20 protein-coding genes and 1 riboswitch are annotated in these 20,595 nt (G+C 63.4%); of the genes, 11 read left to right on the forward strand and 9 right to left on the reverse strand.

Features of this window, described 5'->3' with window-relative positions:
- Positions 1–75: 75 nt before the first annotated feature.
- The 4 genes from U5782_RS19585 to U5782_RS19600 all read left to right on the forward strand — a co-directional run bounded on the left by U5782_RS19585 (position 76) and on the right by U5782_RS19600 (position 4,736).
- Entirely contained in the window at positions 76–510 is a 435-nt protein-coding gene (locus U5782_RS19585) for a hypothetical protein (RefSeq protein WP_322045531.1), read from the forward strand.
- Positions 511–682: 172 nt separating this feature from the next.
- Positions 683–2,230: a glycerol-3-phosphate dehydrogenase gene (glpD, locus tag U5782_RS19590; protein ID WP_322045532.1), complete on the forward strand. Its 1,548-nt coding sequence runs from the start codon at positions 683–685 to the stop codon at positions 2,228–2,230.
- Positions 2,231–2,356: 126 nt separating this feature from the next.
- Positions 2,357–3,862: a glycerol kinase GlpK gene (glpK, locus tag U5782_RS19595; RefSeq protein WP_322045533.1), complete on the forward strand. Its 1,506-nt coding sequence runs from the start codon at positions 2,357–2,359 to the stop codon at positions 3,860–3,862.
- 157 nt (positions 3,863–4,019) lie between these two features.
- Positions 4,020–4,736: an MIP/aquaporin family protein gene (locus U5782_RS19600; RefSeq protein ID WP_322045534.1), complete on the forward strand. Its 717-nt coding sequence runs from the start codon at positions 4,020–4,022 to the stop codon at positions 4,734–4,736.
- Positions 4,737–4,806: 70 nt separating this feature from the next.
- On the opposite strand, the gene U5782_RS19605 is transcribed toward U5782_RS19600, so the two are convergent.
- From U5782_RS19605 to U5782_RS19635, 7 genes are all read right to left on the reverse strand, one after another.
- A complete protein-coding gene (locus tag U5782_RS19605; protein ID WP_322045535.1) occupies positions 4,807–5,214 on the reverse strand; it encodes a RidA family protein in 408 nt (135 codons plus the stop codon).
- Entirely contained in the window at positions 5,211–6,413 is a 1,203-nt protein-coding gene (locus U5782_RS19610; RefSeq protein ID WP_322045536.1) for an MFS transporter, read from the reverse strand. The genes U5782_RS19605 and U5782_RS19610 overlap by 4 nt, the downstream gene beginning before the upstream one ends.
- 172 nt (positions 6,414–6,585) lie before the next feature.
- Positions 6,586–7,557 (reverse strand): ABC transporter substrate-binding protein, encoded by a 972-nt coding sequence (locus U5782_RS19615; protein WP_322045537.1) that lies wholly within the window; start codon positions 7,555–7,557, stop codon positions 6,586–6,588.
- Positions 7,554–9,740: a TonB-dependent siderophore receptor gene (locus tag U5782_RS19620; RefSeq protein WP_322045538.1), complete on the reverse strand. Its 2,187-nt coding sequence runs from the start codon at positions 9,738–9,740 to the stop codon at positions 7,554–7,556. Before U5782_RS19620 ends, U5782_RS19615 begins: the two co-directional genes overlap by 4 nt.
- Positions 9,737–10,561 (reverse strand): ABC transporter ATP-binding protein, encoded by an 825-nt coding sequence (locus tag U5782_RS19625; RefSeq protein WP_322045539.1) that lies wholly within the window; start codon positions 10,559–10,561, stop codon positions 9,737–9,739. The genes U5782_RS19620 and U5782_RS19625 overlap by 4 nt, the downstream gene beginning before the upstream one ends.
- Positions 10,551–11,576, reverse strand: coding sequence for an iron ABC transporter permease (locus U5782_RS19630; protein ID WP_322045540.1), 1,026 nt, complete (start codon positions 11,574–11,576; stop codon positions 10,551–10,553). Before U5782_RS19630 ends, U5782_RS19625 begins: the two co-directional genes overlap by 11 nt.
- Positions 11,577–11,858: 282 nt before the next feature.
- The gene (locus tag U5782_RS19635; protein ID WP_322045541.1) at positions 11,859–12,158 is read right to left on the reverse strand and encodes a hypothetical protein; all 300 of its coding nucleotides are present in this window, start codon (positions 12,156–12,158) and stop codon (positions 11,859–11,861) included.
- 264 nt (positions 12,159–12,422) lie between these two features.
- On the opposite strand from U5782_RS19635, the gene U5782_RS19640 reads away from it, so the two are divergent.
- Positions 12,423–13,811 (forward strand): HAMP domain-containing sensor histidine kinase, encoded by a 1,389-nt coding sequence (locus tag U5782_RS19640; protein WP_322045542.1) that lies wholly within the window; start codon positions 12,423–12,425, stop codon positions 13,809–13,811.
- 48 nt (positions 13,812–13,859) lie between these two features.
- Here U5782_RS19640 and U5782_RS19645 read toward each other — a convergent pair whose 3' ends face one another.
- Both U5782_RS19645 and U5782_RS19650 read right to left on the reverse strand, forming a co-directional pair.
- A complete protein-coding gene (locus tag U5782_RS19645) occupies positions 13,860–14,870 on the reverse strand; it encodes a sodium:calcium antiporter (protein ID WP_322045543.1) in 1,011 nt (336 codons plus the stop codon).
- Positions 14,871–14,920: 50 nt separating this feature from the next.
- A riboswitch (yybP-ykoY riboswitch) is annotated at positions 14,921–15,112 on the reverse strand.
- 175 nt (positions 15,113–15,287) lie between these two features.
- Positions 15,288–16,460 carry a porin gene (locus U5782_RS19650; RefSeq protein ID WP_322045544.1) on the reverse strand — a complete coding sequence of 391 codons (1,173 nt, stop codon included), beginning with the start codon at positions 16,458–16,460 and terminating at the stop codon, positions 15,288–15,290.
- 354 nt (positions 16,461–16,814) lie between these two features.
- Between U5782_RS19650 and U5782_RS19655 the strand changes: the two genes are divergently transcribed.
- From U5782_RS19655 to U5782_RS19680, 6 genes are all read left to right on the forward strand, one after another.
- The gene (locus tag U5782_RS19655) at positions 16,815–16,937 is read left to right on the forward strand and encodes a hypothetical protein (protein ID WP_322045545.1); all 123 of its coding nucleotides are present in this window, start codon (positions 16,815–16,817) and stop codon (positions 16,935–16,937) included.
- Positions 16,938–16,980: 43 nt separating this feature from the next.
- A complete protein-coding gene (locus tag U5782_RS19660) occupies positions 16,981–17,262 on the forward strand; it encodes a DUF4148 domain-containing protein (RefSeq protein ID WP_322045546.1) in 282 nt (93 codons plus the stop codon).
- 99 nt (positions 17,263–17,361) lie between these two features.
- A complete protein-coding gene (locus U5782_RS19665; protein ID WP_322045547.1) occupies positions 17,362–17,517 on the forward strand; it encodes a hypothetical protein in 156 nt (51 codons plus the stop codon).
- Between the two features lie 136 nt (positions 17,518–17,653).
- Entirely contained in the window at positions 17,654–18,358 is a 705-nt protein-coding gene (locus tag U5782_RS19670) for a class I SAM-dependent methyltransferase (protein ID WP_322045548.1), read from the forward strand.
- Positions 18,355–18,750, forward strand: a complete 396-nt coding sequence (locus tag U5782_RS19675) for a VOC family protein (RefSeq protein WP_322045549.1) — start codon at positions 18,355–18,357, stop codon at positions 18,748–18,750. Before U5782_RS19670 ends, U5782_RS19675 begins: the two co-directional genes overlap by 4 nt.
- 478 nt (positions 18,751–19,228) lie before the next feature.
- A complete protein-coding gene (locus U5782_RS19680) occupies positions 19,229–20,407 on the forward strand; it encodes a porin (protein WP_322045550.1) in 1,179 nt (392 codons plus the stop codon).
- Positions 20,408–20,595 lie beyond the last annotated feature (188 nt).

Consider the following 20,595-nt stretch of genomic DNA (forward strand, 5'->3'; position numbering starts at 1 on the left):
GGCCGGGTACCACTTTGATCGCGATTCTAGTGGTATTGGCCTGCACCGTCAAATGTCTTATGTCTTATATAAGACTTGGAAAGCAAAAAAGCGAAAGTCAAGCTTGCGGGGCGTAATGGTCCTTTTCACGCGGAAGCGGGTAATTCGGCCGGGAGCCTTGTCGTACAAGGGGTTGCGGGGGATTTTGAGTTTTGCGGCGACGGGCGTTCGACAGCGTTTTGGCCTGACTTTGGCCTGCACGGGCAACCGCCGGTTGAACAGTTTGGTCGGGTATTTCAATGCTTTCTCACCCTCGCGTTTGGGCTCGCGGCTATCGTCGCGCGAATGAATCCAACCGCAATGTTCGTTTTCGAATCAAAACTCGGGCGGCGAATCGTCCACAAGGTGGCGATTGCGAAGGGTATGCGTTCGCGACAGCAATGTTTAAGCGAATCGAAAGATGGTGAAAAAATTCCAAAAATAGTGAAATTTCGAATAAAAATTAGAATAAATCCCATATTTCATGATTGATACGCTTTCCTGATCCGGTCGCCACCTCACCGCTTCAAGCCCCTCTGCAAACGAACTTTACTTTTTCGATTTTGTTCGTTAGATTTCGCATTCGAACATTTCTGGTTCGCATCTGGACTTGCATAGGGCCCGATCACAGGGTTTCCAGCGAGGCCACTAACAGGAAACGCAGGTGACTCAACAGAATCGGTACGATCTGCTCGTCGTGGGCGGCGGGATCAACGGCGCGGGCATCGCGCGCGACGCGGCCGGGCGCGGGCTGTCCGTGCTCCTTTGCGAGCAGGACGATCTGGCTTCCCATACCTCGTCGGCCAGTACCAAGCTGATTCACGGCGGGCTGCGCTATCTCGAGTACCGGGAGTTCGGGCTCGTGCGCAAGGCGCTGCAAGAGCGCGAGACCTTGCTGCGCGCGGCGCCGCACATCATGTGGCCGCTGCGCTTCGTGATGCCGCACATGCCTAACCTGCGTCCGGCATGGCTGATCCGCATCGGCCTCTTTCTCTACGATCACCTCGCGAAGCGCGAATTGCTGCCCGGTTCGCGCGGCATCGACATGCGCCGCCACGCGGCGGGCGCACCGCTGATCGATTCGATCCGGCGCGGTTTCGTCTATTCGGACGGCTGGGTGGACGACGCACGCCTCGTCGTGCTCAACGCGCTCGATGCGCAGGAGCGCGGCGCGAACATCCTCACGCGCACGAAACTCGTGGCCGCGCAGCGCGTGAAAAGCGCCAGCGGCGAAGGCGAATGGCAAGCGACGCTGCGCCGCGCCGATGGCAGCACCTTCGACGTGCGCGCCCGTGCGATCGCCAATGCGGCAGGTCCGTGGGTGGGCGAGGTGCTGCGCGGCCCGCTCGGACGCGGCGCGCAACATAGCGTGCGTCTCGTGAAGGGCAGCCATATCGTGACGAAGCGTCTGTTCGAGCACGATCACGCCTACATCTTCCAGAATCCCGACAAGCGCATCATTTTCGCGATTCCCTACGAGCACGATTTCACGCTGATCGGCACGACGGACGTGGAGTATCGCAACGATCCCGCCAAGGTTTCGATCGACGGCGACGAGACGCGCTATCTGTGCGAGTCGATCAACCGCTATTTCAAGCGTAAGATCTCGCCCTCCGATGTGCACTGGACCTACTCGGGCGTGCGCCCGCTCCTCGAAGAAGAGGGCGCGAAGAACGCTTCGGCGGTCACGCGCGACTACCGTCTCGATCTGGACGACACCGAAGGCGCGCCGCTGCTCTCCGTGTTCGGCGGCAAGATCACGACCTTCCGCAAGCTGGCGGAAGAAGCCGGCGACATGCTGGCGCGCGTGCTCGGCAGCACGGCGCCCGCGTGGACCGCTGGTCAACCGCTGCCCGGCGGCGATATCGCCCATGCACGCTTCGCGCCGTTCGCGGAAAGTCTTGCGAAGCGCTTCTCATGGCTGCCCGCGCCGCTCGCGCTGCGTTATGCGCGCGCTTATGGCACGCGCGCCGAACGCCTGATCGGCGACGCCAGGTCGCTCGATGCGCTGGGTCCGCAGATCGCGCCCGGCATTTACGAGGCCGAACTGCGCTATCTGCGCGATACCGAATGGGCGACCTGCGCCGAGGATGTGCTTTGGCGCCGCTCGAAGCTCGGCCTGCATGTATCGCCGGGCACGCTGGAGGCCGTCACGGCCGCGCTCGAAGCGTGGTTCGCCACGAGCCGCACGCGCACGGCCGTGCCGCATTGAAAGGCAGCAAGGCGCTCAGGCGCTGTTGAGAACGTGCAGTAACGGCATGCAGTACAGCCGGTAGCAACGCCACGCGCCGCCCCAGGCGGCGCGAATCACAACTACGTACGGATGGAGATGAGAGACATGCAGGATCAACAATACATTCTCGCGCTCGACCAGGGCACCACCAGTTCGCGCGCGATGCTGTTCGACCGCCAGGGCCGCATCGTTTCGGTCGCCCAGAAGGAGTTCGAGCAGATTTATCCGCGTCCGGGCTGGGTCGAACATGACCCGCAGGAAATCTGGTCGACGCAGGCCGGTGTGGCCGCAGAAGCGGTCACGCGCGCGGGCATGAACGGCACCAACATCGCCGCCATCGGTATCACGAACCAGCGCGAAACCACCATCGTGTGGGATCGCGAAACGGGTCACCCGATCTACAACGCCATCGTCTGGCAAGACCGCCGCACGGCCGACTTCTGCGATCAGCTCAAGGCCCAGGGCCTCGAAGAGAAAGTGCGTGCCAAGACTGGTCTGCCGATCGACTCGTACTTCTCGGGCACGAAGATCCGCTGGATTCTCGACAACGTCGAAGGCGCACGTGAAAAAGCGCGCCAGGGCAAGCTCGCGTTCGGTACGGTCGATAGCTGGCTCGTGTGGAATTTCACCAAGCACGAACTGCACGTGACCGACGTGACCAATGCGTCGCGCACGATGCTCTTCAATATCCACACGCGCCAGTGGGACGACGATCTGCTCGAAGCGCTCGACATCCCGCGCAGCATGCTGCCCGAAGTCCGTTCGTCATCCGAAGTTTATGGGCCGACCAAGACGACGGTGTTCGCTTCGAAGATTCCGCTCGCGGGCATTGCGGGCGACCAGCAGGCAGCGCTGTTCGGCCAGATGTGCACGCACACCGGCATGGTGAAGAACACCTACGGCACGGGCTGCTTCCTGATGATGAACACGGGCGACAAGCCCATCGAATCGAAGAACAACCTCGTCACGACCATCGCCTGGCAGATTGGCGACCAGGTCAACTACGCGCTCGAAGGCAGCATCTTTATCGCGGGTGCGGTGGTGCAATGGCTGCGCGACGGCATGGGCGTCATCAAGACGGCAGCGGAAATCGAAGCATTGGCCGCGAGCGTGCCGCACACCGACGGCGTCTATCTCGTGCCGGCGTTCGCGGGCCTTGGTGCGCCGCACTGGAATGCCCACGCACGCGGTTCGCTTTTCGGCGTGACGCGTGGCACGACCTCGGCGCATCTCGCGCGCGCGGCGCTCGATTCGATCGCGTATCAGTCGCTCGACGTGCTCGCCGCAATGGAAGCGGACTCGGGCATCAGCGTGGGCGAGCTGCGCGTGGACGGCGGCGCGAGCGCGAACAACCTGCTCATGCAGTTCCAGGCCGATCTGCTCGGCGTGGATGCAGTGCGTCCGCAGATCACCGAAACGACCGCGCTGGGCGCGGCGTATCTCGCGGGTCTCGCGATCGGCTACTGGAACAGCGTGGACGAACTGCAAAGCCAGTGGCACGTGGACAAGCGTTTCTCGCCCGCGATGGTCGCATCTCAGGTCGATGCCTGCCGCGCAGGCTGGCAGCGTGCGGTGCGCGCGGCAAAGGCGTGGGCCGACGATTCGCATTGAAGCAGCGCATTGAACCGACGCGTGGTCGGAGCAGTAGCAGTACAGCAGTAAACCCAAGGGCATCCCAACTTAACCGAATCACACAACAATATTCAGCGGGCAGCGGGCCGGAGCATCGGCCACGCGCGCCCGCTGCACAATAAGTGAGACAACCAACATGTCACCCTATATTGCGGAATTCATCGGCACGGCCATTCTCGTGCTACTCGGTAACGGCGCCGTCGCCAACGTGCTGCTTGCGAAGACCAAAGGCCGCGGCGCGGACCTGATCGTCATCGTAATGGGCTGGGCGATGGCCGTGTTCGTGGCCGTCTACGTGACGGCCGCATACAGCGGCGCGCACCTGAACCCGATCGTCACGATCAGCCTCGCGCTCGCCGGCAAGTTCGCCTGGTCGAAAGTGGGCGGCTACATCGCCGCGCAGATGCTCGGCGGCATGGCCGGCGCATTCCTCGTATGGCTCGCCTATCGCCAGCACTTCGCGAACGAAGAAGATGCCGATCTCAAGCTCGCCGTGTTCTGCACGGGGCCGGCGATTCGTTGCGTGCGCCACAATGTCATCACCGAAGCGATTTGCACCTTCGTGCTGATTCTCGGCGTGCTGTATCTGGCCGCGCCTCAAGTGGGCCTCGGTGCGCTCGATGCGCTGCCGGTCGGTCTGCTCGTGCTCGGCATCGGCATTTCGCTGGGCGGCCCCACGGGCTACGCGATGAGCCCCGCGCGCGATCTCTCGCCGCGCATCATGCACGCCCTGCTGCCGATTCCGGGCAAGCGTGACAGCGACTGGCGCTATGCGTGGATTCCGGTCGTCGGCCCGCTGCTGGGTGGCGTGGCCGCTTCGTCGCTGTATCTGTATCTGCACGCCTCGCATTGAGGTGTGAGCGATGGCTTCGGGGTGCGCGTCATCTCGAAGCCATCGTGTCTGAAGGTGGCATCGCGCAACGCTACGCCGCCTTCGAATCCCGCTTCACTGCCACGCACTTGATCTCCACGAGCAGGCCCGGACGCGCGAGTTCGGATACGCCGATCGCCGTCCATGCACAGGTGCCGCGTGGAAACACGCGGTCCTTGACTGCGCGAAAGACCGGCATGTGCTCGCTCATCTGCACGTGGTAGGTCGTCATGTCGACGACGTCCTCGAACGTGCATCCCGCCGCTTCCAGCACGATACGCAGGTTCTCCCAGCAGGCGACGAACTGCGCTTGCGGATCGGCGATCACTTCGAGATCGGGCGTGCGCCCGACCTGTCCCGCGCAATACACGGTTGCACCGACTTTCACGGCGGGCACGTAACCGGCGCGCTCCACGATAGCTTCCATACCGGCCGGGACGATCCGTTCGCGGTCTGTCATGAGTGATCCTTCGAAGGTTTGCGTTGCGCCCGGGCGCGCAGCACGATGCCCGCCGCGACGAAGCCGATGATTGCGCAGTAGCGGAAATCGGCGCCCACGCTCTGGTGATCGACGATCACGCCGCCCACCACCGAGCCGAGCGCGATCGCCACCTGCGTGGCGAGCGTGAAGAGCGCAGCGGCGGCTTCGCTCTCGCCATCCGCTACGCGCCGGTGCCAGACGTTCAGGCACAGCGGCAGCGCACCCCATGCGATGCCCCAGACCATCACGCCCGTGAGCACCGTCAAGCGCGAATGGTCGAGCGCCGGCAGAACAGCCAGCACGGCGGCGAGCAACACGATGTTGCCGAGCATCGCCGCGTGGAGCGCACGACCCACGTAGCGCGCCGCGGCGAAATTCGCGACCAGCGCGCAAAAGCCGTAGGCGAGCAGCACCCAGGTTCCAGAATCGCCTGCTACGCCCGCCTGGATCAGCAGCGGCATCAGATAGGTGTACGCGCCAAAGTGCGTGATGAACACTAGCAGCGTGAGCGCGAGACTGACCTGCGCCTTACGCTGCCGCGCGAACGCGACGAAGCCGCCCAAACGCAAGGGCGAGTGTGCGGGCATGGACGGCAGCACGACGATCTGCGCGATCAATGCGACGGTGGCTAGCACGCCCGCGCCGATGAATGCCCCACGCCAGGTGAAGAAACTCGCGAGGAAGGTGCCGAAGGGCAGACCCACGATCATCGCGAGCGCGGCTCCGCCGAAGATCGTGCCCGCTGCGCGATGCACCTGTGCCGGTTCGACGAGCCGTCCCGCGACGGCAAGGCCCAGCGACCAGAACGCCCCGAGACTCGCGCCCACCATCGCGCGGCTCACCAGCAGCATCGGGAAGCTGCTGGCGAAGGCTGCAATGAGGCACGCCGCGAGCAGTATCACGGACAGGCCGATCAGCACGCGCCGTCGATCGACGCGGCCCGCGGCCAGCATGACGCCGGGCGCGGCGATGGCGGCGAACAGCGCGGGCGAAGTCATCATCAGCCCGGCATGGCCATCCGAAATGCCAAAGGTGCGCGCCACGTCGGGCAATACGCCAACGGGCAGGAACTCGGTCGTGACGCTGGCGAACGAGCCGAGCGCGAGCGACCAGACGGCCCCCCAGTTGTTTTTGGTGCGAGTCGCGCGCGAAGGCTGCGCGCATTCGATTTGCGACATTGAAGCGTAGAGTGGGTGAAATCCGCGGGGTGCGAGCAGAAACGTCGACGCGCCGTGAAGGCGCGTCTGGCGAGGAGGTTGGGTGCTGCACGGGGCCGCGAGGGAACGATTGAATGGAACCTCGAGGCTCGATTGTACAGGGCGCGTTGTTTCGAGCCGCCCGGTTGCCGCTTCAGGTTCCGCCGCTCAACATCCGCTGTGCCTCGGCCGTGGATAACGCGTAACCGTAGAAGCGCCGATAGAACTGTTGCGTCTGCCTGACCATCGAAGCAGCACCGTCGTGCGGGAAGGCCTCCGGATGCAGCGTCCTTGCGGCCCAACGCACTTCAAGCGCGGCCTCCGGGCCATAGCGGTCCCACGGAAACACGCCCGTCGGATTGCGATAGACATGGCCATCGCGCACGGCGTCGAGCGTCTGCCAGAGCGCACGCTGCGGCGATTCTTCGATCGAGCCCGCATTGGCCGCGAGTATCACGACATCGGGATGCCATGCCAGCACCTGCTCGATCGACACGGGCTTGAGATTGCCGGTAAGGCCGTCGGCGGCATTGCGTGCGCCTGCCGCACGAATCCAGTGATCGACGATCGTGCCTGTGCCGTCCACTTTCAGCGGCATGAGCGACGCAACGTGCAGCACACGGGGTGCGGTATGCGAGCCACGCGCATCGAGCGCCTGCGCGGTGTCTTTCAGCGTCGCTTGCAAGTACGCACGATAGTCGCTCGCGCGCGCACGTGCGAGCGGCGTGTCGAGCGCTTGCGCCGTGAGGTCGATGCAACGAAGCATCGAGTCGTAGTCATCGAAACCCACCGGCACGACATCGAGGCCAAGCCGACGCATCGCGCCGATAGTGGGGTCGCCCGCGCTCGCGAACACGACATCGGCGTTCAGGCGCAGCAGGTCCTCCGCGTTGACCGTTGCGCCCGCAACCGCTTGTGCGTGAGCGAGCGCTGGCGCAACGCGGAACATCCACGGCAGCGCTTGAGGCCGCGCGACGGTCGCCACGACGTCACTGGCGGAGCCGAGCATCGTCACCACGGCGTTGTGCGCGTACCAGAGATCGGCGATGCGGGTTTTAGGCTGTGCGTGCGCGGTGAAGGCACAGGCACCAAGCGCGAGCGCGGTGACAAATCGGGCGAGCTTCACAGATCGAACTCCACCGAAGCCGTGATCGTACGCGGCGCGCCGAGCTGCGCGGTGGCGTTGCCCGATCCCGTGTAGCCGTTCAGGCCGCCGGGCACGATATTGGTCCAGTAATGCCGGTTCGTGACGTTGTCGACGGAGAGCCGGAACGTCACTGCGCGATCGTAGATATCGGCGAGATAGCCCACGCCCAGATCGAGCGTCGCATAGGAGCCGACCGACCACGTATTTGCGTTATCGGTCGGTCGCGCGCCCACGTAGTGCACATTGAGATTCGTGAAGAGGCCCGGTACTTGTGGCACCTTGTATTGCATCAGCACATTGAGCGCGAATTCGGGCAGGCCGACGATGCGCTTGCCTTCGGTGCTTGCGTTGCCCGTATCGAACAGACGCGGATCGAGCCACGTGAAGCCGCCGAACACCGAGAGATCGCGCGTGGCGTTGCCGTCCACCATCACCTCGATCCCGCGATTGACCTGATTGCCCGCTGTGCCATAGACGCCGTTCGCGAGCGTATAGGCATAGGGCCGCGTAATGCGAAACGCCGCGATCGAGGCGTTCACGCGCGCGAGCGCCAGCTTGTAGCCGACTTCCCATTGCTTGCTGCGATAGGGATCGAGGATATTGCCCGCGTTGGTCGAGCCCGCGGGCGCCGTGTCGCCCTGCTGGAGACTGTCCGCGTACGTCACGTAGAGGCTCTGGTTTTCGCGTGGCTTGAAGATCAGGCTTGCGGCCCCCGACAAACCCTGATTGGCCGACTCGCTCGTCTGCGTGCCTTGCACGTTGTAGTTGTGCGTCGAGAGCCAGCTCTGGCTGCCCGCGAGCAACACGGACCAGTGCGGCGAGAAGCGGATATTGTCGCTCGCGATCAGCGACTGCTGCGAGCTTTGCGCCGACTGGTAGCGATGTTCGAAATCGGGCGCGCCGGTCACCATGAACGACTGCGGATTCGCGAGGCTCGCGCTGCCGAGCGTGGCCGTTGCGCCCGCAACGGGATTGAAGTTGTCCCACACGAAGCCGCTCGTGCCGACGCTGATATCGTGCTGCACGCTGCCCGTTTCCACATGGCCGCGCAGATAGAGCAGATTGCTCGTGATGGTGAAGCGGCTAGCGGTGGCCGTCGAAATCGTGGTCTTGTAGTTGCCCGACGTGTCGATGGTGTCGGTGGGCGTGGTCGATTCCCGGTCGGCGATCTGGCGCAGCACGGCCGCTTCCAGATGCCAGTTCGGCGAGAAGGCGTGCTTCAGACGCAGCGAGCCGGTGTCGGTGGTGTCGTCGTTGCCGCCGTTGGGCGAGCCCCATGCCGGGTTGGTCGGATCGAGCGCTGCCGGAAAATGAGCGCCGCTCGCGAGTGCGAACGTGGCCGGGAATCCCTTGGTGACGTAGTGGTAGTGGCTGTAGTTAGCCTCCAGTACCGTGTCGCGCGAGAGGTGGAAGTCGAAGGCCACGCTCGCGAGCTGGCGGCGCAGCGAGCTATGGTCGGTGTAGCCGGTGCCGGTCTCGTCGAGCAGCGTGAGGCGATAGCCAATGGCTTTCGACGGACCCACGCGATCCGATACGTCGAGGCCGCGCGTGAAGCGCGTCTGCGTGCCATAGCCTAGCGTGAAGTGCAGCTCGCGATCGTCGGTGGGGCGCTTCTGGATGTAATTGAAGGTGCCCGCCGGATTGGCCGGGCCGTACAGCGCACCCGCCAAACCATTCAGGACTTCGATGCGATCGAATTGTTCGAGCGGGTAGTCGGTGGTCGAGACCACGTTAAGACCGTCGATGCGGCTGTTCTGCACCACGCTGCCCTGGATGCCGCGGCTCTGCGGCCGCGCGCCATCGCCCTGTACGGAGGGCAGCAATTTCAACGCGTCGGGAATGCTCTTCAGTTGCTGATCCGCGATGACTTCCTGTGTCACCACGTTGACCGTATAGGGCGTGTCCACGCGCTTGAGCGTGCCCAGCGGCCCCAGCGAGGCTTTGTCGCTACGTGGGCTGTTCGCGCCGTCGGGTTGCGCGCTTGCGCTCACAGCTACGGCGGGAAGCGTGGTAGTGCCCGTTTGCCCGGCATTGTGGGTGTCGTTGTTCTGATCGGATGAAACGGACGGCGTGCTTTGCGCGCGTGCGGAAGACGTAGCGGCGAAAGCGCACGCGGCTGCGAACGCGAAGGCGGCGCAGCGCGACGGATGACGGTGATTCATCGGGTGCTCGAAGGCGGGAGTGGGGAATGGGGTGCGGCGGCGCGGAAGAAACGCTGGCCGTCGACGTCGAGCTGTTCGACCGGCGCGCGGTAGAGCGCACTCACGGTCTGGGCGTCGAGCACATCGCGCGGTGGGCCGTCGGCGACGATGCGTCCGCCATCGAGCAGGGCCACGCGCGTGGAGATATTGCAGGCGTCGTCGGGGCGGTGATTCGTGTTGACGATCGCGTAGCCGCTGGCCGCGAGCGCGGCAAGGCGCTCCAGCAGGCGCAGATGGTGGCCGTAGTCGAGGCCGGCGAACGGCTCGTCGAGCAACAGGATGCGGGCGCCCTGAGCGAGCGCGCGCGCAAGCATCACGCGCTGACGTTCGCCGCCCGATAGCGCGCCATAGTCGCGTTGCGCGAGATGCGCGATCTGCATGTCGTCGAGTGCGATGGCGACGGCCTCACGATCTTCGGCGCGCGGCGCGCGCATGACGCCGCGATGCGGCAAACGCCCGAGCGCGACGATCTGCTCCACGGTGTAGGGGAATTGCGGTGTGTGCTGCTGGGGCACCCAGGCGACGTGCCGGGCAATCGCGCGGCGTGTATGGCGGCTCAGTGGCTTGCCATGCAGATGCACCGCTCCCGCCGCAGGCGCGAGCAGGCCGAGCAGCACGCGCAGCAGCGTGCTCTTGCCCGCGCCGTTGATGCCAAGCAGCGAAACAAGCTCGCCGGAACGCACGCGGAAATTGACGCCGTCGAGCACGCAGGCATGTGCGCGCCGTACCACGACGCCGTGGCAGGCGAGCGAGGGCGGTTCGATGGAGCGCTCAACGACCATCGCGACGCAGCGTACGCAAGACGAATACGAACGCCACAGCGCCGCCCAGTTCGGTGACCACGCCTAGCGGAATCTCCGCGCTCGCGACGCTGCGGGCGCAGGTGTCCGCAAGCATCAGCGCGATCGCGCCCACGAGCGCACTCATCGGCAGAACGAAGCGATTCGATGCGCCCACGAGCGGACGCACGAGGTTCGGCACCAACAGGCCGATCCAGCCGATCATACCGGCGAGCGCCACGGTCAGCGCGCTGATCAGCGTGGCGAGCACCATGACGCCAAGTCGGATCGCCTGTACGGGCACGCCCAGGCTGCGCGCTTCGTCGTCGCTGAGCGTGAGCGCGTCGACGAGCGGAGCCGCGAGGCACAGCAATAGCGTGCCCAGCGCGAGCGGCGCGGCCGCCCACGCCAGGTCGTGCCAGCCGGTCTGCGCGAGCGAGCCGAGCAGCCAGTACACGATGGCCGGCAACTGGTTGAGCGGGTCCGCCACGTACTTGAGCAACGAAACGAGCGCCGAAAACAGCGCATTGCTGATGAGTCCGCCGAGCAGCAACGTGAGCACGCTGCTGCGCTCTCCATGCTTGTCGGCCGTGCCGCCGATCAGCGCGGCGGCGCCTACGCCGACCGCCATCGCAACGATGCCGCCGACGAAGGCGCTGGCCTCGATCCATGCGGCGTGCGCGTTGCCGCTGCCCGCCACGATGGCCAGCGCCGCACCGAAGGCCGCGCCGCCGAGCACGCCCAGCAAGCCTGGCGAAACGAGCGGATTGCGAAAGACCGCCTGATAGGTCGCGCCGGACGTGCAGAGCGCAGCGCCAATCAGCGCCGCCGCCACGAGGCGCGGCAAACGCGCCTCCATCACGACGGCATGCAGCAGCGCGCCGTGCGCGCCAAGGCCCGGCGGCGCGTGCAGATGAAGCGCCGCCAATACGGTCAGCGCGACTTGCGCGGGAGCGAGCGGAAGACGCCCGACGCAGAGTCCCAGCCAGACGACCAGCGGCACGCCCGCGAGCGCCATGCACAATGCGACGACTGCACGCGCATTGCCGCGTGTGACGCATAGCGATAGCGGCCTGAAAGCGGATAGAGAGAAGGAGAGAAACTTCGATATCGGCATTGCGATGAGAGAGGTGACGCGGCGCGCGCCACGAATCTCATTGAAATCGGCTAAAAGCCAGGGATTAACGGCCCATGCCGCCTGCGATTTCGAAATATCTTACCGGATATAGCGATTTTGAAACGACAGGATTGAACTGCGACAAATCAGCGCGCCGATAATCGAATGCTTCAACCCGGTGCGTTATTGATTGCACACCGCGCGGGTGATCGATGGGAATTCCGATGCGCCAGGATGGCCCAGTACATAACCACAGCGCGACGCGGAAACTTCCGCGCGATCGGAAGGCGCGAAGGGATATGAACTCTTTTCGTCTGCGGCGGTGGTGCCGTTGAGCCATGCGCGATAAAGCTGCGCTTTCACTTGAATGGGCGCTACGCCATGCCTTCCGGCAGGGTCCGCCGCGGCATGAGCCGATACGGAGGTCAAGGCGGGCAGCGCGGCGGCCAGCGAAAGGAGGCATAGTGAGGCCAGGCGTTTCATGGTGATTTCCTGTTAGAAGAACTGCGAAGGGCACAACAAGGCTGAGATGAAGCAGGTAAAGGCGGTCAGCAAATAAACGCGACGAGAAAATCGCCCACCCGCAAAGCCCATTTTGACGATGTGCCACAACAAGGTCATAGCCGAAGAATTAAACTTTATTTAGCGGCATTTACGCCGTGCACGCGAGTCATCACGAAGTTAAATAAATTTTCATGTTCGTGCATGTGCGGTTTGCGATACTGGGCGGCAATGCGGGGAAATACGATGAAAATGAGTCTCTGGCGCAGCACGACATTCCGGCTGCTGATGATCTATGCGCTGGTGTTCTCGGCTTCCATGTCCGCGCTCGTCTATCTGAATTACTGGCAGTCGGCGTCCTATACCGCGCGCGAGGCCGACTACAACATCAACTGGCAGTTCGCGTATTTCTCGGCGCTCGCACCCGGGCAGGTGCCGGCCCAGCTGGATGCCCATATTCGCAGCCAGATCCAGCGGCCCGTGAACTTCTATGGCCTCTTCACGCCCGATCGCCGCTGGCTCGCTGGCGATATCGCGCGGATGCCGCATCACCTCACCGAGAACGGCGCGGGCATCTGGGACCGGCCGCTGCTGATCGGCCCCGTCACCGGGCATCCCCAGTACCTGCGCACGCGCGTTACGCGCCTGCCGGACGGCAACCTGCTCGTGGTGTCGCGCGACGTGGGAGAAATGGCGCGTCTGCGCGAGACGATGCTGGGCGGGCTCGCGGGTAGCGCGGCGGTGATCATGCTCGGGGGCCTCGGCGTGGGTGTGCTCGTGTCCACGTCGCAGTTGCGCCGCGTGAAGGCGGTGCGCCGCGTGGCGCAGCAGATCGCGGCGGGCGATCTCGACGCGCGCCTGCCCGACGGCGGCCGCGATGAAATCAGCTGGCTTTCGCAGATCATCAATCACATGCTCGACGAAGTCTCGCGCCTCATGCACGAAGTCAAGGGCGCTTGCGATGGCATCGCGCACGATCTGCGCACGCCGCTCGTGCGCGTGCGCTCGCATCTTGCGCGCGTGCCGCTGGAGCGCCTCGACGGCGAGCACGCCAATCTTGTCGATCAGGCCACACGCGGCGTGAACGACGTGCTGCGGCGCTTTTCGGCGATGCTACGTATTTCGGAGATCGAAGCGATGCGGCGGCGTGCGGGCTTCGGCGATGTCGCGCTCGACGTGCTGTGCGCCGAAGTGGCCGATCTCTATCAGCCGCTCGCGGCTGAAAAGCAGATCGATCTCGTGCCGCAACTTGAGCGTGTGGCCTTCGTGCGCGCCGATTACGCGCTGCTGTTCGAGGCGCTTGCGAATCTGCTCGACAACGCCATCAAGTTCACGCCTGAAGGCGGGCGTGTGGGTTTGCGTGTGACGATGGGGCCGCACGGGCCGAGCGTGCATGTGAGCGACAACGGCCCGGGTATCGCCGAGGCGGAACGCATGGCTGTTTTTCAGCGCTTTTATCGCAGTGAACGCACGCGCGAGGCGCCGGGTTCGGGCCTTGGATTGTCGCTGGTGCAGGCGGTGATGCGCATGCACGGCTTTGGCCTCGTGCTCGCGCACGAGCGGCCGGGCTTGCGTGTGACGCTCGATTGCTGGGCTTATGCGGGGGCGCGTACGCGGGAGCAGGAGTGGGGGTGAGCGCCACTATTCAGTGATAGCGGCGCTCGTGCTCGTTAAAACCGCACCTTACTTCGGAATCACAAACAACATCGCCGCAAACACCGCGTATAGCCAGCCCACATGCGTGAGTTGCCGGCTCTTCACCTGCGGGGCGCGGAACGACCATTGCAGGAACAGGATCGCGAGCATCGTCATCACGGCGGCGAGGATCGACGGCGCGCCCAGGTGCCACGACGTGAAGAACAAGCCGAACGCAGTGGGGATGGTCGCCTGGATCATCATCGCGCCGCTGATATTCGCGAGCGCAAGGCGCTCCTTACCCTGGCGCACCCAGATAATCGCATTCATGATTTCAGGCAGTTCGGTGGCAATCGGGCTGAAGAGCAACGCGGTCAACTGCGGGCTCAAGCCCAGCCACGGACCCACGGCACTGATCTGCTGCACGAACAGATGCGAGGCGAAAAAGATCACGACCAGCGCGCCGATCGTCTGCAACACGATCCACACCATGGCCGGATTCGCGTCATGCGGACGCAGCTTGAGCGGTTCGAGATCGCCGCCTTCGTCTGCCTCTTCGCTGCCGTCGTCGCTCAATTCCTTCCAGCAGTAGAACGCATAGGCCGCGAGAAACGCAATGCCGAGCAGCGGCTTGAAGTGGAAGACCACGAGGCCGAGCCCGATCTTGGCGACGAAGATCGCGAGGAACCAGAGCTGGTCGCGGCGCAGGCGGCGTGTGTCGGCATCCACGGTGCCGGCGCGCGCACGGCCTGCGCGTGCGGCGGTCGCGAGCAGCGCGACGCCGACCACCGCGTAGGCGATGGTGCTAAGCGCAAGCGGGCCGCCAATGGCCGCGCCAATGCCAATTTCCTTGTGCGCGGCATCGCCGCCGAACGCCACGGCCACGAGCGTGACCACGCTTTCGGGCAAGGCGGTGCCGAAGGCCGCGAGGATTGTGCCGGTGGCTGTCTGCGTGATGTTGAGCTTCTGACCGAGCCATTCGACGGCGTTGACGAAGGTCTCGCAGGACAGGTAAATGATGCCGGCAGCGGCAATGAGCAGGGCGAACGTCCAGATCATGACGCACGCTCCGGGGTGTGGATGCGGGAATTGGGAGACATTGTTGTAGTGACATTCCACGGGCCGGACGGTAGGACCAATGACGCAATCCCCCCGCCCAGCCCGGGTGTAAGGGATGACGTCATAGGTCTCGTCAGGCCGAAGAACGGCTGCCGGCGCCATGGCAAATCTGCCAATTATGTTGACGACGGCGCCCCGCGCGTTGCGCGCAAGGCAGACTACTCCCCTAAGACCCGCGCATTATAGCGCACGAATATGACGCTGCCGAGTCCCGCCAGCGCGATCACCCGGCAAGCGCGGGCGACGGGTCGCGAATGACCATGAAAAAGCGCATGCCGCCGGGTGACGTCATGCGCTCGAATGAGCCGCGCGCGAGACTCGCGCGCCGCCTGGGTGATCGTGGTCGCTTTTGTCCGATCAGAAGTGGTGACGGATACCGACCATCGCCATCGCCTGCTTGTTGGTGGATGCGTCGTTGCCGAAGTCGCCGAACGAAGCCGTGGCGTTCACGAGCGCGCCCGTATCGGCGTCGATCGTGCGGCCCGAGGCCTTCTGGTAACCGGCGAGCACGTAGATGTCGGTGCGCTTCGAGAGGAAGTAGTCGCCGCCCAGGCTGAACTGGTTGTAGCTGGCGTTCACGCCGTTGCCGCTACCCTTCGTGTAGTTGTAGCCGAAGCCCAGCAGCGCCATCGGCGTCACCTGGTAGTTCAGGAAGAACTGTCCCGTGTTGAACTTCGTGTCGCTGTTCGCGCCGGCTGCGCTCGCGTAGTTCGCGTACTCGACGTTGCTGTAGCCGAGGCCCACCTGGAACGGACCGTAGTTGTAGTTGCCCACCGCGCGGATGATCTGCAGCGAGTTAGCCGTCACGAAGCCGCCCGAAATGGCCGAGGAATCCACGTCGACGTCGCTATTCGGGCTCAGGCCGTCGAACGAGGCGGCCGTGCCGCTGTTGCTGTTGGCCTTGAAGTAGCCCGCGCCGAAGCCGAACGGACCGTGGTTATAGGCTGCCGCCACTGCCCAGGTCTGACCCGCGGCGATGCTGCCTGCCTGGCCGCCGAACGCGTACATCGCGCTCACTTGCAGGCCTGCCATGTTCGGGCTCGTGTACTTGACCGAGTTGCTGGTGCGATAGCTGTTGTCGTAGTTGTCGATGTCGCCCGGCGTCGCGAAGGCGGAGCCGAAGTTGACGTCGTCGGTCATCGGCTGGAGCAGGTCGATGAGCGGGTCGTACTGGCGACCCAGCGAAACCGTGCCCGCCGTGTTGGAATTCAGGCCGACCATCGCGGTACGGCCGAAGATGCGGCCGCCCTGGCCTTGCTTGCCGTTGTCGATATTGAAGCCGCTTTCGATCTTGAAGATCGCGGACAGACCGTTGCCCAGATCTTCCGTGCCCTTCAAGCCCCACAGGTTCGGCGAAACGTTGCCGGACATCATCTGGAACGTATTGCCCGAACCATTCTTGCCGGCCTGGTTGCCGAAGAACGCGACCGAGGTGTCGAGCGCGCCGTAGAGCGTCACGCTGCTTTGTGCATGTGCGAGGGAGGCGAATGACGCCAGCGTGGCCGCGAGAGCGAGAGTGGTTTTTTTCATTGATGGATGTTCATTAAAAAGTTGCGTGAGAGAGCATGCGCTTCATGAAATCGAACCCCGGCGACGGAGGCACATCAGCCGGGTTCAGCGGCGATTATGCGTAACGCACCTGGTGGACGAATTTGAAAAGCTGAAAGACTGAGTTTCAAAAAACGCCGTGCTGCGTAGCTCCCGTCTGGACGGCGCCGCAAGCGCCTGGCGCACGATGGTGTTGTTTTTTTGCGGCTATTCGTTGCGCGATGGAGTGTGCATGTGCACGGCATTGCGCTGTGGTCCGCGTGTTTTAAAAGCCAGCCGGAAGGCGCAGCGCGTGCCGCCAACGCGATGTGAAGTCATTCAAGATGATAAGGACACTTGAGCGAATTGAAAAAACGGGCGTTCATCGAAACACGTGCTGCCGCAGAGCAGGCGATTAAACATTTCTTCATTTTCCTGCGGATATTCACGCAGGTTCGCACCTCTATCCTTGCCGCATGAATTGTTCAACGGCGCCGGCCAGGTGGCTGGAAAGGAGCTTGAAATGAGGAAGAGTTGGAGTGGCGCGGTCGCCGTTCTACTGGTGTCGATGTCGGGGCTGGCCCATGCGCGTGGTATGCCCGGCGATCCGCACGCCGAAGAGGCGCCGCTATCCGCAGCCGTGTCGGCGCCCTTGAATGCGTCTGCTACGGCGCCCGCGAGCACCGCCTGGAACGCCGACGGCGGCGCATCGATCACGCGCGCCCAGGTGTACGGCGAGCTCGTCCAGGCGCAACACGATGGCGAACTCAAGACGCTCAACAGCACGCTTTACGCGCATCACTGACGCATCGCCGATGCGTCATCGAACGCAGCCGTCACGCCGGCCGGGCCGCGCGTCGTGGCGGGAATCCGCATCGCGGCCAATCATCCGAGTTTCGATCTCATGAAATCACGCATTGTCACTTATCTCGTGCGCGCGGCGCTGTGCGTCGTGGCCACGGCGGCCATGTCCGGCTGCGCGAACCTGCATCCGCAACCGAATGGCCCCGGCGATTGCGTCGGCCCGCCCGACTACTGCGTGCCGTTCTTCGGCTCGTGAGCGTCAATGCGACTCGCTTGACCGGTACGAACCGGCGCAACGCGTGGGGGCCTCCCGCGTCGCGCGCATAATACGCAACGGCTGGCGGCGCGGCGCTGGGTCGCGACCACACACGGCTACCGATGCGAGGAGGCCCATGCAAAGTCATACCCTGAGCGATCGCGCGATCCTCGATGCCTGGCAGCGCAACGCTGCACCGTGGATCGACGCCGTGCGCGGCGGCGCGATCGCGAGCCGCAAGCTGGCGACCGATGCGGCCGTGCTCGACGCAACACTTGCCTGCAAGCCGCACACGGTTATCGATCTCGGCTGTGGCGAAGGCTGGCTCGCCTGCGAACTGATGCGACACGGTATCGACGTAACGGGTGTGGACGCCGTGCCCGAATTGATCGCAGCCGCGCAAGCCGCGGGCCTCATCCATACCCGACTGCTGACCTATGAAGACATCGCGCGAGGTTTGCTCGAACTGCGCGCCAATGTGGTCGTCTGCAATTTTTCGCTGCTTGGCGCCGGATGCGTGGACGATCTGCTGCGCACAGTGCCCACGCTGCTCGAAGCGAACGGCGCGCTCATCGTGCAGACGCTGCATCCGCTCATGGCGTGTGGCGATCATCCCTATGTCGATGGCTGGCGCGCAGGGTCGTGGGTGGGGATCGACGGTGCGTTCGATGACGCGCCGCCCTGGTACTTTCGCACGCTGGAAAGCTGGATTGCGCTGTTCGACGCGAGTGGGCTGACGCTGCGCGCGTTGCGCGAGCCACTCGATCCGCGCACCGGGAAGCCGGCGTCAGTGATGTTTATCGCGCAGACGCAATTAACGAAGACAGGGGACATACGATGATTTCGCACGTTTATATCGGCACGAACGACTTCGAACGCGCCTATGCGTTCTATGCGCCCATCATGGCGACGCTCGGTCATACGCTTAAATTCTGCGAGCGCGACCATCCCTGGGCGGGATGGATGGCGCCCGGCGCGGCGCGTCCGCTTTTCATCGTGGGGGGCACGTTTGATGGCCAGCCAGCCCAAAGCGGCAACGGCCAGATGGTCGCATGGCTTGCGCCCACGCGCGAAACGGTGGACGCGGTTCACGCGTTGGCACTTGCTAATGGCGGTCGGGATGAAGGTGCGCCTGGCCTCAGGCCGCACTATCACGATCACTATTACGGTGCCTATTTTCGCGATCCCGAAGGCAACAAACTGTGCGTCTGCTGCCACGACGCCACTGGTTGAAGATGCTGCGCCTTGGGCAGCACGATACGGTGGGTGATGGCGGCTCGGGTAAGGTCGGGGTGAAGGGGAATATAATTGTAGGGATATTCCTTATTATTTTAAGGAAAATGACGTATCAATTGTAGTTTATTCAATCATATTTCTTTAAATATGCGAGCGGAACTTGCTTCGCGGTGCGATGGCGATGTTGTGATGTCGCAACAAGGGAAATATATCGAGTGCATTTTAATTGGAGATAACACATTTTAATAATTATTCATCCATTTGATTTTTATAAGAAAATAGCCACTCATTTGAGATTATCAAAGTATCTATTCATGTTTCTTTGTAGTTGAGGGGGTAACCAATCTTTATATTTCGTCCAACGCAAGAGCGGACTTACCCGGCCGCCATATTTTCGGATATGGAATGCCGGAATGGGGCGCTTGCGCAATGAGGCATTCATGGTTCAACCATCAAGCTCTTTACGGGACGAAAGATGAAAAAGAAGACTCTGATTTTTGCCGCAGTATCGGCAGCTATGGCTACTGGCGCACACGCCCAGAGCAGCGTGACGCTGTACGGCGTCATCGACGCAGGCTTGAGCTACGTGAGCAACGAAGCCAGCAAGACCTCGGATATCACGCCCAACGGCCTGTCGAACGGCAAGGCAACGTTTGGCATGACGAGCGGCAACGTCCAGCAAAGCCGTTGGGGCATGCGCGGTGCGGAAGATCTCGGCGGCGGCCTGAAAGCGGTCTTCACCCTCGAAAGCGGTTTTAACGTCAATAACGGCAGCACCGTTTCGAGCTCGCTGTTCAATCGCCAGTCGTTCGTGGGTCTGTCGAGCAACGACTACGGCACGCTGACGCTCGGCCGCCAATACGATCTGGTCGCTGATTACCTCGGCCCGATCTCGGCAACGGGCTCGTGGGGCGGCACTTACTTCGCGCACCCGTTCGACAACGACAACCTGAACAGCACGTTCAGCATCAACAACTCGGTCAAGTATCAGAGCGCGAACTACTCGGGCTTCACGTTCGGCGGCCAGTATGGCTTTTCGAACAAGGCCGGCAGCTTTGCGGACAACCGCGCGTATAGCGTGGGCGCAGGGTACAAGTACGCAGGCCTTCAGGTTGCCGCGGGCTATCTTCAGGTCCAGGGCCAGAATCTGGGCGCCATCAACCAGAGCAACCCCAATGGCGCGGTCCAGAATTCGGGCGTGCTGACGGCACTGGGCGGCATGCAGAGCCAGCGTACCTGGGGCGTCGGCGCGAACTACGCCTTTGGCCCGGCGCTGGTGGGCGTGGTGGCCACGCAAAGCCGCTTCCAGGACCGTATCGACGACATCTCGCTGCGTTACAACAACATCGAAGTCAACGCTCGCTACGATCTGACGCCGGCGCTCTTCGTGGGTGGCGCGTACACCTACACGCAGGCTCTGCGCAACACGCCGGCAAGCGGCGATTCGAACAACCGCTCGGCTCACTGGAACCAGTTCAGCCTGATGGCTGACTACTCGCTGTCGAAGCGCACCGACATCTATGCCGCGAGCGTGTTCCAGCTTGGCGCGAACAATGCGAACGGCACGAACGTCGCGCAAGTCAACGGCACCGACGCACCGTCGACCAGCCGCAGCCAGGTCGTCGTGACCACGGGTATCCGTCACCGCTTCTAAGCCTTTCGTTGTTGCATGTGGCGGCGGCGGTTTCAGGGCCGCTGCCGCTACATCACCGCAACGCTGCGCCATGCGGGCGCGCGAATGATTTCGCGCCCGCATGGCGCTTTTTTATGTACCCAGCAAGTGGCGTCACGCCGTCGGTTCCCTGCGCGGACGTGGCGCTAGAATGTGGCGGACCCAAGAAC

It is taken from the genome of Paraburkholderia sp. J67, from assembly GCF_905220265.1.
Lineage (GTDB): Bacteria > Pseudomonadota > Gammaproteobacteria > Burkholderiales > Burkholderiaceae > Paraburkholderia.